General features: G+C 42.6%; 3 protein-coding genes. All 3 read left to right on the forward strand.

Annotated elements, in window-relative coordinates:
- Positions 1-476 precede the first annotated feature (476 nt).
- The 3 genes from MARGE09_RS06370 to MARGE09_RS06380 all read left to right on the forward strand — a co-directional run bounded on the left by MARGE09_RS06370 (position 477) and on the right by MARGE09_RS06380 (position 16,470).
- Positions 477-11,867 carry an amino acid adenylation domain-containing protein gene (locus MARGE09_RS06370; RefSeq protein ID WP_236986511.1) on the forward strand — a complete coding sequence of 3,797 codons (11,391 nt, stop codon included), beginning with the start codon at positions 477-479 and terminating at the stop codon, positions 11,865-11,867.
- A gap of 293 nt (positions 11,868-12,160) precedes the next feature.
- On the forward strand, positions 12,161-15,280 hold the full coding sequence (locus MARGE09_RS06375) for an outer membrane lipoprotein-sorting protein (RefSeq protein WP_236986512.1): 3,120 nt from the start codon (positions 12,161-12,163) through the stop codon (positions 15,278-15,280).
- 5 nt (positions 15,281-15,285) lie between these two features.
- Complete coding sequence (locus tag MARGE09_RS06380; protein WP_236986513.1) at positions 15,286-16,470, forward strand: hypothetical protein; 1,185 nt, start codon at positions 15,286-15,288, stop codon at positions 16,468-16,470.
- Positions 16,471-16,518: the final 48 nt, after the last annotated feature.

The following is a 16,518-nucleotide window of genomic DNA, read 5'->3' on the forward strand; positions in this document are numbered from 1 at the left end:
ACATAAATCCGGTTGATTAAGACCAGAAGTGCTTGCATCAAGCGCCGTATAGCTCACCTCAAATGCCTGTGTTAAAAATTCGCTTTTACTTAAGTTGGAGTGATATAAATAAGGTTGACACCTTTCGGTGCTCCTCTAAAATATCAACTCAACATTAATGTATTCACTAAATTGTAATCTCCCTCTTATAAATCACGCGTTAATCTCGTGGCGTGATATAGCCTTTCAAATTTGCAAATCTTAATTCCAATTTTCATCCTTTCAAAATAAACCATTCAAGCCTAGCATGCACAACCTGAAAATATAGGTGCGCTTTTTTATTGTGTGGTTATGTTCCAATTCTGCTTTCTATTTGTCGAAAAATAATTATTAGCGTTGTCGTTGTAATTAAGTCTGCGTGAAATATCTTTCAGTGCTTTATAGGTTTCTGATTGGTCTTGCTGCGGAGTTCTTTGAGTTAAGTATTGGGTGTGAGGATGGATCATCAAAAGTTTAGCTGTTTAATAATTGGCGGGACGAGTCTTTTAATTGAATGTGCCAATAAATGGATTGTAAATGGCCATGTAATTAAACTTGTAGTTACCGACGATAATGATGTAGAGCGTTGGGCAAAGGGTCATGATATCGAGGTGATCCGAAAAGGGTCTAGCGATTACCTCGATCGCGTCATGGGAATGAACTTCGATTATCTATTTAGTATCGTCAATTTAGATATTCTACCTAAGGCAATTATTAATGCCCCAGCTATTTTAGCGATTAATTATCATGACGGACCTTTGCCAAAGTATGGCGGAATTCACGCAACATCCTGGGCAATTGCGAACCAGGAACCTTCCCACGGAATATCTTGGCATGAAATGCTTATTGGCGTCGATGAGGGGAGAATTATTAATCAGCAAGTTTTCGATATTGAGGAAGGTGAAAGCGCCTTTACCTTGAATTTGAAGTGCTTTGAGTATGCCATAGAAGGATTTGACCAATTAGTAAGCTCTATTGAGGCAGGTAGCCTAGAATTAATAAGTCAGGATTTGAGTGAGAGAAGCTATGTTGGAAAATACAAACGACCAAAGCAGTTAGCTGTTATTGATTGGAATCGGCCCTCAAAAGAAATTGTTAGCTTCGTAAAAGCCCTCGACTTTGAACATGTTGAGAATCCCTTAGGTATTGCAAAAGTTCATATTAACAACCGCTTCTTCCAAGTGAAGGAGGCTCAGTCGACGGGCACGCGCTCCTCCGGCCGACCGGGAGTGGTGGAATCAATTGGCCCGAATTATGTAGAAGTAAGCACCACTACAGAAAGTGTAAAACTAAGAGATTTTAAAACACTCTGTGGTCAAGAGCTTGATTTCAATTCGATTACCAATGAGCTAAAAGAAGGTGCCGATCTAAATTTCTATTGCTTTGATAACGAGCAAACAATTTATGAAGAAAGCGCAAAAAGGGAGGTCTTCTGGGTGCGTAAGTACCAGGAGGCCGTGAAGGTCACTAAGAAAAAATCGGGCTTGCCAAAGGAGCCTTCGTATAGGGCATCCATTCCATTGACGGATTATGAAATGGATGCCCTTCAGAACAATTCGATTGCGGCGGTTATTTCTTTGCTTGGCGCGTTTATAGCCTGGAGCAGAAGAGGGCAGGGGTTTTGCGTTGGTTTGCGGTGTTCAGAATCTCCAGTTGAAGGGTATTTTTTTGATACCCACCCTTTAGTCATGGAAGATGCTTCGGGTATGTCTTTTGAGGATATAGCAAGCAAAATTGAACTTCAGCTTAGGGAAATAACAAAAAATGAACATTGTCCCATTGATATATTCTCTCGCTATTCGTCTCTCAACTCTCAGAGCGTAAAAGGGAATTGTTACGAATATGATTTTATCGTCGATGTAAATGAAAGTATCGACTATGACAATGATTACGTATTGGACGACCAAGTTCGCCTTAATCTTTCACTAGAAAATAATGAGTGGAACGTTATAGCTGGACCGAAATTCGATAAAGATCTACTAGAACGATTTACGAAATATTACAGTCTATTTTCGAGTTCTATCACCACGAAGCCTTCGGCAAAAAGAGAGGCGCTGTCTGGGTTAAGCCTCATTAGTGGGGCTCAAATAGCCGAAATCGACGGGCTAAACGATACTCGCGTTGCCATGCCGAATAAGAGTGTTTGTGAGATTATATTAGATAAAGCATCTGAAACACCAAATGCCATTGCTGTTATCTCCTCGAGTACGGAATATTCCTACCAACAATTGCAGGATCGAGTATCTGAAATTTCCGGCTGTTTAATAAGCCTTGGGATAAAATCGGGCGATCGCATTGGTATCTTGCTCAATCGTTCGTTTGATATGGTCGCTGCGTTTATCGCGACAATGAAGGTTTCTGCAGTCTATGTTCCTTTAGACCCAATCTATCCACCGGATAGGCTTCAACACATGATTGAAGACAGTGGGTTAAAGGTCTTAATTTCTGTAGAAAACATTCTGTCCAAACTTGAAAATTACAATGGCTCATCCCTTTTACTGGATAAGGACATGTTTGGTGGGACGGATGATCTCGCTCAATTCCCAGGCATCGAAGACAGTGCGTACATTATTTACACGTCCGGTTCGACGGGTAAGCCGAAAGGCGTAGAGATAAACCACAAGAGTCTAACCAATTTTATTTTATCAATGGCAGAGGAGCCAGGGCTCTCCAAGGACGACCATTTACTTTCCGTGACAACGGTTTGCTTCGATATTGCGGCTTTGGAGATATACCTTCCTCTAACGCAGGGTGCCACTTTGGAGCTCTGCACTGAAATGGAGGCTAAGGATGGATTTGCTTTATTAGAGAAGCTAGAGCAAGGGCGTATTACGGCTCTACAAGCAACGCCAACTACTTGGGAAATGTTAATTGCAGCTGGTTGGGAAGGAAAAGAAAAAATAAAAGCCATGTGCGGTGGTGAGCCGCTAAGAAGAGAGTTAGCTCTGAAACTAATTCCAAGATGCTTCGAACTTTGGAATATGTATGGTCCAACTGAAACGACAATTTGGTCATCCATAAAGCTGATTAAAGATGCGGATGAGATTACAGTAGGGCGGCCGATTGCGAATACCACGATGTATGTCCTGGATGAAAGTTTAAAACCCGTTTGGCCAGGGGAAAAAGGCGAATTGTTTATCGGGGGCGCTGGCGTTGCTGTCGGCTATTGGAACAGGGAAGAATTAACCAAAGAAAGATTTGTTAGCCAATCCATTTTTAATCGAAGCCCTGAGCGCCTATATAGAACAGGCGATGCTGCTAAATTATCGACCCATAATGAAGTTGTTTGTCTGGGGCGAATGGATAACCAGATTAAGCTCAATGGCTACCGAATAGAGCTGGGCGAAATTGAATCTACAATCGAATCTATCAGTGGTATAGAAAAATGCGTGGTGATTCTTTTTGAGTCGATGGGAGAATCTAAACTGCATGCATTTTTATTAATGGATGATGAAGGTAAGCAACCTAAAGTCAGCGAGTTATCGGCAAGCATCGCAACAAAACTGCCTGAGTACATGGTTCCAAGTGAGTATCAGTTTGTTTCTGAATTTTCTTTGACGCTGAATGGCAAAGTTGACCGCAAGGAATTACTGAAGCGCTTAGATGACAGGCCACCTAAAACTACAGCAAAGGACAACTTGGATCTACCCCAGTCCAATTCAATTGCATATAAACAACTAGAACAAAACCTAGAGGATAATAAAGGTAGTACTGGTTCTGAAGCTGAGCTTAAACAAGCTGCTTGCGCGCGCTCAGTTACCGGTGCCTTATACGATTTGTTAGCTAATGATCTAGAGAATATTGTTAAAGAATTAATTCACTTGGATGACATAGATCGCGATTTACCGTTTGGGCAATACGGTTTTAATTCGCTGGGCTTTACTAGATTCAGCGCTGAGATAAGAAATAGATACAATGTTCGCGTTAGTCCCGCAACCTTTTACAGTCACAGTAACCTCAACAAATTAGTCGACTTTTTAATCGATGGTAAGTATTCAGCTGAAATTAGCGAATACTACCGAGAGGTTTTGGTAGAAAATTACCGCGATGTCGAGGAACCTTTGTATAGCGGCGATCAGGACAGCGATGCCCAAAAAGGAAGTTCACAAAACTCGGGCGTCTCTGCCATGCCATTGGAGGATACAAAAGACGGCAAACATATCAATGGTTCATTTAATTCTAGAGAGCCGATAGCGGTCATTGGAATGTCTGTAAAAATGCCGCAAGCCGATAACCTAGATGAATATTGGGAAAACTTGATCAGCAGGAAGGATTGTGTCACTCATATCCCGGAGTCACGATGGGACTGGAAGAACACGGATTTTGAGCAACGAAGCGAAAACCCCTATAAGTGGGGTGGATTTATTCCTCATGCGGCAAGTTTTGATGCTTCGTTTTTCAAAATATCACCGAGAGAAGCGGAGCTTATGGATCCGCAGCAGCGCCTATTTTTACAAGCTTCCTATCATGCAATAGAAGATGCCGGTTATTGCCCGGACGAACTCAACGGAAGTGATACGGGCGTTTATGTTGGCGTCGTTACCTCTGACTATTGGGATCTTATCCAAAGAGAAGACATAAGCCCTGATGGCTATACCATTTCCGGGAACATTAATTGTGTCATCGCGAATCGTATTTCCTATCATTTTAATTTTACAGGGCCTAGCTCGGTAATCGATACGGCCTGCTCGAGCTCCCTTGTTGCCCTGCATAGGGCAGTGCAAGCGATGCGAAGCGGGGAGTGTTCGCAAGCGGTTGTCGGTGGCGTCAACATCATCGCCAGCCCGTATATTCACCATTCTTTTAGCAAAAACGGAATGCTCAGTAAAGATGGTCGTTGCATGTCCTTCGATCATCGGGCGAATGGATATGTGCGCAGCGAAGGTATTGCAGCTGTCATATTAAAGCCCTTATCAGCTGCCGAGCGCGATGGCGACAAAATTTATGGAACCATACTAGGTACCGCCGAAAACCACGGAGGAAAGGCTAATTCCTTGAGTGCGCCAAGCGGAGAGGCTCAATCTCAGCTTATACAAAAAGCGATCAAAAATGCTAACGTCGACCCGAATACCATTAGTTACATTGAAGCGCATGGCTCGGGTACACCACTAGGTGACCCCATTGAAATTGCCGGTATTCAAAACGCTTATGAGTCATTGGGTGTCGATTCAGATCACCAGGATGAAATTTGCGGAATCGGTTCTGTTAAATCGAATGTTGGTCATTTGGAGGCGGTAGCCGGTTTGGCCGGCCTGGTCAAAGTTCTACTATCGTTAAAAAACGAAGTCATCCCTGGTATGCCAAATTATGAGGCGAAAAATCCTCACATTGATTTGAATGAAAACTTATTTCAATTTGTAAGCCGGCCTAGAGAATGGAAAAGAAAAAGTGGCGTAGGTAACGGTGCAGGTCGTAGAGCTGGTGTTAGCTCGTTCGGTTTCGGTGGTGTTAATGCCCACGTGATAGTGGAGGAGTATCAGGCGCGAGATGAATCGCAATCCGGCAATCGCGCGAATGCATTGCTAATTTCGGCGCCAAATAAAGATAAATTGGAAAGGCTCGTTCAGCAATACTTGGTACATACCTTAAGTGATGGGGGAAATACCTGGGAGGAGATTTGCTATACGAGTCAAGTTGGCCGGCAGCACTTTGATGAGCGTTTGATTGTTTGCGCGGCTTCCAAGCAGCAGGCAAAAAACGCGCTAGAAAAGCATGTTGATCGTTGGGGCTCGGCTAATGAAGTTCTTTCTGGAAATGTTCGTGAGCAAAAAGAAATACTGGATAAGCTATTCTCTAATATCGGCAATACAAGCATTGTTAAAACGCTGATAGAACAAAAACAATTTAATAGCATTGCCCAGTTTTGGTTGGCAGGGAGTGAGGTAAATTGGCGCGCGCTGTATGAAGCTGCGAAGATTAAACGTGCATCCTTGCCGCTACATCCATTTGCGCAGACGACATTTTGGTTACCGAATAAGAGTACGCATTTATTTGAGGCCGAGCTTCAAAACGCTATTAGAGAAAATAGCCATTTAGATCACCCATTTTATGACAGCCTCGCCGCTTCTTGTGGCAACCTAATATTCTCCCTAGATCCGAAAGACCCTATTGTCGGTGACCATATTGTCGACAGCAAAGTCATTTTCCCCGCCGTTGGATATTTGGAGTTTGCTAGGCTCGCTGGGGATCAATTTAATCGAGAAAATTTAAATCTACCGGTTGTAAAACTAAAAAACAATGTGTGGTTTCACGCACTAGATGTGGGCTTTCACGAAAGTAACAAGAAGCTTTCAATACGCTTAGAAAACCGTAAATCCAAAGTGGTATACACAATCGAATCGATGTCTGAGCTGTCAAGCGGACAAGTTCATGCTCGTGGAGAAATTGAATACGGCGAAAAACCAAGTGGCCTAGTGGTAACAATTGATATTAATGATATTAGAAAACGCTGCAATCTGAAGCTGGAAAGAAAAGCGGTTTATGATCTTTTCTCGCAATTAAAGTTTGAGTACAAAACCGGCTATATGCCCCTTGAAGAGGTGTACTTGAATGACAAGGAAGCGCTATCTCGAATAACCCTTCCCGAGAAGTTCGAAAATAAAGAGTCAATAGTATTACACCCCTCTCTGCTGGAAGGAGGAATTCAAACAGTGATTGGGATTCTTTCTCATCCCAGCCACGACTCGAGTAGTGCGTACTTACCGTTTTCGATGAGCTCGATAACCATTAATGAGAAATTGTCGTCAGAGTGTTATATCCATGCCAAGCTGGTGAGTGATGAACTTAGCGAGCGAAGAGGGGTAAGGACATTTGATATAGATATTTATGATATCAGTGGAACACTACTCGTAAAAATTGAAGGGTACTCACTAAAAACGCTAAACGCACTAGCGGACAACGGTAATCAAACATCTCCGAGTGCATCAAATGTATTCCACTGTTTTAAGAAAACGTGGGCGCAAGAGCCGCTATCACCAATCGAGGGGTTCCACTTTGAAACAATTTTGCTGTTTAGCAATGAGCAAGAGAGCGTCGATTTAATTCAGGCCCACATTGGGACTGATATTCGAGTGATCCAAGTTATGGAAGGCGATCGCTTTACAGAGTTGTCACCGAGCAAGTTTGTATCTAAAGGAGACAAGGAGAGCTTGTCAATATTGCTGGAACAAATTGGCGAGCCTTTAGATGCGATAATATATGGGTGGGGCCACGAACGCGGAGCGACAGACGAAAGCAACGTAAACGAGCATATTGAACAAACAATTATTCCGCTCTTTAATTTATGCTCTATTCTTTCAAACCCGATCTATAAAGGTATTAATCTTCGGTTGTTATGTTTGGCACATATTGACCACGGTGAAATTAACCCCGTACAAATGGGAATGGGAGGGCTTTTAAGATCGCTCTACCAAGAAACACGAGCATTGAAAGGCTCCTTGGTTTGTTTGGAAGCTTTGTCTGAGAATAATGTTAAGCCGCTGATAGCTGAAATCGCTGCAGATCAATGTTATTCGGAGATCAAAATACAAGATGGTTCTAGGCAGGTTTTAAACTACAAAGCCAAATCAGTTCCAGTATTCATTGAAGAGAATAAATTTCCCGTCAAACCACATGCAATATATTTGGTAACTGGTGGTACGGGTGCAATTGGTAGAAAAATTATCGAGCATCTGCATTCAATTGCAGGAGCTAAATTCATCGTTATCGGTCGTCGCCCTCTATCATCTGACGTTAAACTGGCGTGGAATAATAAGGGTGTTAATTATCAGTATCACAGTGCTGATTTAAACCGCTTTGATCAGATTCAATCGATAATTCAGGGGTTGGGTGTTGATGCAAGTAAAATTAAAGGAGTAATTCATTGCGCGGGTAGCATTGATGATGGGCTACTTTCCAAAAAATCGAGTGACCAAATTTATTCAGTCATCCAAGCTAAAGCTGTCGGGTTGTATACCCTCGATATACTAACCAAAAATATCCAGCTGGATTTTTTCTGCTGCTTCTCATCGATATCTTCGGTGATGGGGAATATGGGGCAGACGGATTATGGCTATGCCAATGCAGTAATCGATCAATTTGTAGAAAACAGATCCCAGCAGTTTGAAAAAGGTGAGCGCAGTGGAGTTTCACTGAGTATTAACTGGCCTCTCTGGCTCGACGGTGGTATGCAAGCTGATGAGGTCGCGACAAACTACTTCAAAAAGTCTACCGGAATACACCCAATAACCACGGAGACAGGCATGTCTATGCTAGCTTACGCGGTAAATAAAGAGAGCGGCCAAGTTATTTTAAGTGCAGGGGACGATAAGAAAATACTCGGTGCGATGAGTTTACGTTCAAGCATTCAAAATAAAAGCAAGCACAAGCCAAAATCAGAAGTTTTACTTAAATCTGTAAAGGCGCCACTTTCTTGCGCAAGCGCCATGGACCAATCGAAAGCTAACTTATCTCAAACGGTTGTTGAAGAACTGATTACTATTTCTGAAGGTATTCTAAAAGTTGATTCTGGGTCCATAACTCAAGATACACGTTTAGCTGATGCGGGCTTTGATTCGATAAGTAATACGGAATTAACCACTGCAATCAATGATTTATACTCGGTTGATGTCACACCCATCATATTCTTTGAGTACGAAACCTTGGGCGAGGTCACAGAGTTTTTATTAAAGGAATATAGGGATAGCATCGTCGAACATTGTGGCGAACAGCCCAGCGCGGTCGATAATATTATTCTAGAAGCAACCGATAGTGAGCAGATAGGGGCTTCGGCTCATTCTTTAAGAGAGAATGGCGAAGCCCTCAAAGATCTTGTTATTGATGAGTTAAAAAGTTTATCCGCTGCGATTTTAAAAATTGGTAAAGAGCAAATATCGGCAGATGAAAAAATGGCAGACTTGGGCTTTGATTCCATATCCAATACGGAATTGAGCACTGCAATTAACGATGTCTTCGATGTGGATATGACCCCAGTCGTGTTTTTTGAGTGCGATACTCTCGCTGAGGTGAGTGAGCACTTGATTGATGAGTACAGCGAGAGTTTAGAGCGTTATGCGGATGAAAAAGGCCTTAGTCAGCAGGTAGAGCATAGCGAAAAGGTAAGTACACCCATTATAGCAAGTGAGAAAGAAAGCCTAAGTTCTAGTGAAGCGCCAAGCCCAGAGGCCAGCCGCCAAGATGGAAATGTTGCTTCAAAAAATATTACAACGAGTGATATTGCCATCGTTGGAATGCAAGCGGCACTGCCGGGCTCCAATGGGCTAGATGATTTTTGGGAAAAATTGTTGAGCGGAACAGATTTTGTGGGCGAGATCCCTGAAAATCGCTGGTCCTGGCAAGAGGTGTATGGAGAAGCTGGGCCGGAAGGTAAAACTCGATCCAAATGGGGGGCCTTCCTAAATCACATTGATCAATTTGACGCAGATTTTTTTGGAATATCCGAGAGCGATGCGCAATTGATGGACCCACAGCAAAGAATGTTTTTGCAGCTTGTTTGGCACACGATTGAAGACGCGGGCTACAGTGTCGAGTCCTTCGCTGGCAGTAAAACAGGGTTATATGCCGGCCTTTCTAACCGAGATTATTCAGAATATCTTGCCAAGCAAGGTGTTGGGCTGAGTCCACAAATGAGCTTTGGAAACAATAATGCTTTCCTGGTGAATCGAATTTCCTATTTACTGGATTTTAATGGCCCCAGTGAAGCAGTTGATACACTTTGTTCAAGTTCACTGGTGGCTCTACAAAGAGCAGTTCTGGATATTCAAAACGGAATTTGTGATCAGGCCGTTGTTGGCGGAATTAGCTTGTTAGTGAGCCCAAGATTAAGCTCCGTATTTGAGCAAGCGAGTATGCTAAGTGAGGATGGGCGCTGTAAACCTTTTGATGAGCATGCCAATGGCTTTGTCAGGGGTGAAGGAGGCGGTGCCATATTTGTTAAGCCCTTGGATAAGGCGGTTAGCGATGGCGACAATATACTCGCCGTTATCAAGGGTAGCTTTGTGAATCATGGCGGTAGAGCAAACTCGTTGACGGCACCTAATCTAAAAATTCAAAAACAGCTTTTCCAAGATGCCTATAAACGCGCGAAAATTAATCCAGCAACTGTATCCTTAATTGAAACGCATGGAACAGGAACAAAATTAGGTGACCCCATTGAAATAAAAGCAATGAAAAAAGCTTTTGAGGAGTGGGGCGTTACTGAAGGCGGCACAGAAAAGGCTTGTGCTCTCGGCGCACTTAAATCGAATATAGGCCATCTAGAGTCGGCATCGGGTATAGCAAGCTTGATCAAAGTTTTACTGTGTATGCGCCACAAAACACTACCAAAACAGATTCACCTTCAAAAAGAAAACCCCTACTTGGAATTGAGTAAAACGCCTTTTTACCTAGTGACGGAGAATCAGCCTTGGGTAGCCAAAACAGGTGGAGATGGAACCGTACAGCCGAGGAGAGCAGGCGTTACATCTTTTGGTGCAGGTGGGGTTAATGCTCATATCATCCTCGAAGAATATCTGGAGGAGTATATAGCCCCTCAACATGTTGATAACAATCCCATAAATTTGACAGAAGACACGATTGTTCTGCTTACCTTAAGCGCAAAGACTGACAAAAGCTTACGTCATTATGCGGCGGATCTATTAGCTTACATAAACAATCATACGGTTGATTTGACTGAATTGGCGTACACCTTACAGCAAGGTAGGTCAAACCACGCAGTCAAACTATCCATTGAAGTTGCTAATATTATTGAGCTTAAAGCCGCCTTGGAACCCTTTATTTCAGGTGAGCACTCAAGTCGGATCAGTTATTCGAAAAATGGCGAAATCGTATATCTCGCTCAGTCGAGCAGTGACAAACTAACACTGATTAACAAAAAATGGCTGAGTGGTGAAGTTGTAGACTGGAGCACGCTATATATCGATCAGCGTGTCAAGCGCATTTCATTACCAGGTTATCCATTCTCGAATAAATCCTACTGGGTAGAAAAGAAATCGTTTAAGCCGACTGCCAATGTTAATTTTGATAAACAAAACTATACAGAAAATTTTATAAATAAAGACTTCAACCAAGGTGAGGCCTATTTGGCTGGGCACAAAGTATTTGGCGACGAAGTGTTACTGGGCGTGACCTACCCGTCTATGGCTATTGAGTTTTCACGTAATAACTCCAACGGGGCCAATATTAACAGCGTAAAAAATGTCGTTTTTAACGAGCCTTTGGTACTCGAAAAAAATAACTCTGCTCGAGTTGTTGTGAGCTATACCGGTAAGGATAAAGGCATAGATTTTAAAACCTACTTTCAGGTTAAGGGAAGCCACGAGACAAAATTATCATCGGTTGGGCGTTTAACAAGCGGGCAGCTAAGTAATGACGTGTTACCCATCAGTGCATTGATGAACAAGATCGCCTCGGTACATCAGCAAAACGAAGTCTACAAACTCCTACGAGATCAGGGCGTTGACTATTCGGGTAGCTTGTTAACGCTTCATCGCGTACTGCTTGGCGAGAATGTCGCTATCGGGGAAATTGAGCTAAGGGATGATTTAATCAATAGCACCTCTGACTACCAATTACACCCAGTCTGGTTGGACAGTGCCATTGTGTGTGGCAAGTTTGCATTCCTAAAAGATCAGGATGCTTTATACATCCCATTTAGCATCGACCAAATAACCTTTAAAACTAAGCCGAGCAGAAAATCCTACTGCGTGGTTAAGAAGACTTTACTCAACGAGCAGATTTTGAAGTTCGATGTGTCCATTTGTGATCGTTGGGGAACGGTTTCGGTTGAAGCAAAAGGAATGTCCTGTAAGAGAGTTTTAAGCCAAGGCCAATGGAGTAAGAAAAACGCGTGATTACCTTAGGGGCATCTCTAAAAATGCACTTTTTCCGCGATAGCGGCTTACAGTTTTTTGCTCCTGCAAAACCTGTATTCAGTCCATCCATGGACATTAGCTCCGTCCTCGAGTCCTCATTTACACCACGTAAACTGCGGCTCTCCGGGCGGTGCTTCCTTGCTCTCACAAAAAAATTACTATTTTTAGAGGTGCCCTTAGGTATGACCAAATCAATAGCCAGAAATCAGGGGGATTAATAGGTGTCAAAGTACTTTAAAGCAATAGACCGGTATGCCGTAGGGCATGCCAACATGATGATTAAATACCGATTTATAGTGGTAGCAATTTGTATTGCTGTGGCAATGGGAATTGCCTATGGCGGTAAGTTTTTGAATTTCTCCTCCGATTACCGAGTGTTCTTCTCGGGAAGCAATCCGGAGCTTAATACTTTCGAAAGCTTCCAAAAAACCTACACAAAGAACGATAACTTTTTCTTTGTCCTAGAGCCAAAAGACGGAAACGTATTTACCAATCAAACCCTGCGTGCAGTCGAAAAACTAACAGAACAATCTTGGCACATTCCGTTTGTTAATCGTGTTGATTCGCTTAGTAATTTCCAAAATTCTTACAACGTCGGTGACGATCTTGTTGTAGAAGATTTGATATATCAAGCGGAGGGCCTTTCCGGGAGCGCGATTAGAAAAATTCGTGAAACAGCACTCAACGAACCGTTACTGGCAGATTTGCTAATCACTAAAAGTGGTGATGCAACGGGCATCAATGTTGTCTTGCAGTATCCAGGGAACAGCCTGTACGAGGTACCTACAGCGGCAGCAAAGGCACGAGAGCTTAAGGCTGCCATAGAAACAGAATTCCCAGATATTGATGTGTCACTAACTGGGTTTTCAATGTTGAATAATGCGTTTGCTGAAGCGGGCTACTTGGATTCTATTAAGCTAGTACCGGTGATGTATGCGGTACTTACATTTATTACTTTGGTTGCACTTAGGTCATTTTTAGCGACTTTTGTCGTGGTGGGCATTGTGTATTTATCCATGGGCGTTGGAATGGGAGCGGGTGGCTTTGGTGGAGTACTCCTTACGCCAATTTCTAACTCTGCACCAATCGTAATTTTAACGCTGGCTATCGCAGATTGCGTCCATATATTTATGACAATCAATATGGCAATGAAGAGAGGGCTATCAAGAAACGAAGCAATTGTAGAGTCAATTAGATCAAACCTAATGCCTGTTACTATTACTTCGCTAACAACCATTGTTGGTTTTATGGCGTTAAACTTTTCAGATGCACCACCTTATTGGCATTTGGGCAATATGGCCTCTGCCGGTATAGCCGCTGCATGGATACTGTCGTTGACTTTATTGCCTGCGGCTATCTCCATATTACCTTATCGTGTGAAGAAAAAATCTAAGGCAGCGTTATCTGAGGTATATATTACAAAATTCTCGAAATTTGTATCGTCTAACCCTAAGACCCTTGTATCAACTTGCGTGTTAGCTTGTTTAGCGTCATTGGCATTTGTTCCATCCATTGACCTAGATGACCAATGGTCCGACTATTTTTCGAAGGAAATTGAGTTTAGAAATGATACCGATCAAGCAACGACCAAATTTGGCTTATACCCCATCGAATACTCAGTACCTGCTAGCGGGCCTGGTGGTATTAGTAATCGAGAGTATTTAACGAAGCTAGAAGAGTTCACCTCGTATTTGCGTGGCCTCGATAATGTGGCTCACGTCTACTCTGTCACCGATATCATTAAGCGTCTCAATAAAAACATTAATAATGATAAGGACGAGTTTTACAAAATTCCCCAGGTCGATAATGAAGCCGCTCAATACCTTCTTCTTTATGAGCTATCTCTTCCGTACGGCTTAGATTTAAATGATCGTATAAATATTGATAAATCCGCGACTCGCGTGACGGTAACTTTAGGTAAAACATCAACCTCTGAGACAAAGGTCTTCCTGAATACGGCGGACGAATGGATTGCTAAAAATTTCCCTGCATATATGAAAGAAACAAGGCCGACGAGTGCTCAGGTTATGTTTACTTACATTGCTGACCGAAATGTCCAGAGCATGATAGCGGGAACAATCATTGCCATCGTACTAATCTCGATTATTCTTATTTTTGCTTTAAGAAGTGTGCGCTTGGGTTTACTCAGTCTCGTACCCAATGCATTACCTATTATCACTGCCTTTGGGGTATGGGGCGTTCTTGTTGGTACGGTGGGCTTTTCAGTAGCCGCTGTGGCAGCAATTTCATTAGGTATTGTGGTGGATGATACTGTTCACTTCCTAACGAAATACGAAACCGCGCGAAGAGAAAAGGGATTATCACCGGCAGAGTCCGTCGAATATTCATTTCAAAATGTAGGTTTGGCCATAGTTATCAATACTTTCATATTAGTTATTGGGTTCTTGGTAATGGCCAGCTCCTCCTTCAAGATCAATTCCGATCTAGGATATTTGACAGTAATTACTATCGTCGCGGCTCTAATTCTTGATTTTCTATTATTACCCTCACTTTTATTATTGCTCGATAAAAAGAAGGAGCCAGCAATGGACGAAAAGACTGTTTCAGGTACCGTTTCTCCGGGAATTTCTATTTCTACTACTGTCGGCGCCACGTTGCTCTTTATTGCCGTCATAGGCGCCTCGGTAAGTGTGCCCGTAATCGCGCAAGCGAATGAAGACAAGGGCTATCGAATTTCTGCTATGTCGGATCGAAGTGATAGGGGTTTTATTAGTAGCGATGTCTCTTTGCAGATGGTTCTTCACAATAGTACTGGCAACAAGGCAACGAGAGACCTACAAATAAAAACTTTGGAAGTAATAGACGAAAACCTAGGTGATAAAAGTATCGTTATCTTTAGCGAGCCAAATGATATTGCCGGCACCGCTTTGTTATCTCACGCGAAAATACTCGATGCGGACGATCAGTGGTTATACCTGCCGACCCTTAAGCGTGTTAAGAGAATTTCGTCAAAGAACAAATCTGGGCCTTTTGTGGGTTCAGAGTTTGCCTTTGAGGATTTCACAGCGTTAGAACTCAATAAATATTCTCACGAATGGGTGGAGGAGCAAGCCTGCGCAGAGCTCAAGTGTGATGTCATCAAGCGCATTCCTCAATATGAATTTTCCGGCTACAAGCATCTTCTTGTGTGGATTGATCAGAATGATCATCAGGTGAGAAAAGTTGAGTTTTACGACCGAAAAGGAGACTTGCTTAAGACTCTAAATCTAGAAGACTACCGCAAGTACGGGAGTTACTGGCGGGCACATGCGCTTCATATGATAAATCATCAAACGAATAAGAAAACCGATCTCATTTATGGTGACTATGCATTTAGCACAGATTTGAGTGCTCGAGATTTCGAGAAGGGTAGGTTGAAGCAGATCCGGTAGTTTTAATGCAAATGTATCAGAGAAATTTGGCGAGATTAACACTGTGCGTAGCTTCTCTTTTTACTGTTGAGGTTTACGCTGATGATCTAAGTCTCGGTGGAAGTGTGGGGTTCGAGCATCGACACTTTTTCGAATCTCCACAATACGAGGAGCAATCTAAAAGTGTAAGTACTGAGGTTGTATTTGAACCGGAACTGGCTTTTAGCTTAGGCAGGAACAACCAGTTTTCTTTCAAAGGGTTTGTTCGCGAAAACAGTGAGGACGAACAAAGAAATCACAGTGATATTCGTGAGCTTTATTGGAATTATCAGGGTGATTTATTCGATCTGACTGTTGGGGTGAACAAGATCCATTGGGGTGTTGTTGAGTCGCTAAATGTTGTGAATATTATTAATCAGATTGACTATGTGGAAGACATCTCCTTGGATGAAAGGTTGGGCCAGCCAATGCTTGGAATAAGCGCCACAAATGACTGGGGCACTATCTCGGCATATTGGTTAACTCACTTTAGGGAGAGAACATTTCCTGGCGAGAAAGGGCATTTCAGACTTTCTCTACCAGTAGATGTGAATAATGCAGAATATTCTGGCGTTGAAAAGAATGACCATAAAGACCATGCGCTTCGGTATTCTCATTATTTTGGAGATCTTGATGTGGGACTCCACTGGTTTAATGGAATCGACAGAAGCCCAGAATTCCGGGTAGATGCGGATCGATTAATTCCTGTCTACAGTCATTTAGAGCAGTTTGGTTATGATTTTCAATACACCTTTGATGCTTGGTTACTAAAAGCTGAGGGCGTTTATAAGACAAAGAGTCAAGAGAGTTCCTATTCGTTAGTGACTGGCCTGGAATATACCATTTTTCAGTTTTTTGGGGGCACGGGTGATCTCGGTTTTTTATTTGAGTACCTCTACGACAGCCGAGAAGCCGTTGATCCTCTTTTCGAGAACGATGCGTTTATCGGCCTTCGATACGTTATGAATAATGTTCAGGATACAACCTATTTAATTGGTGCGATAAGGGACTCCAAAACCAGTGAAACTGTCGTTAACCTAGAATTCACCACAAGAGTTGGCTCCCAATTTTTACTGGAAGTTAATGGTATTTATTTTGATAACGCGGAATATTCGTTTCAAAGTTTTGCGAAAGATAGCAGTGTGTCTTTAAACCTAAGTTGGCACTTTTGAATGATCATCTTTGATTAAGCAGGGTACAACCTAGTAATAGCAATTAAT

It is taken from the genome of Marinagarivorans cellulosilyticus (genome assembly GCF_021655555.1).
GTDB classification, from domain to species: domain Bacteria; phylum Pseudomonadota; class Gammaproteobacteria; order Pseudomonadales; family Cellvibrionaceae; genus Marinagarivorans; species Marinagarivorans cellulosilyticus.

Coding starts and splice junctions, on each gene's coding strand:
- MARGE09_RS06375 (WP_236986512.1), top strand. CDS start 12,161: ATGATGATTAAATACCGATTTATAGTGGTAGCAATTTGTATTGCTGTG.
- MARGE09_RS06370 (WP_236986511.1), top strand. CDS start 477: ATGGATCATCAAAAGTTTAGCTGTTTAATAATTGGCGGGACGAGTCTT.
- MARGE09_RS06380 (WP_236986513.1), top strand. CDS start 15,286: ATGCAAATGTATCAGAGAAATTTGGCGAGATTAACACTGTGCGTAGCT.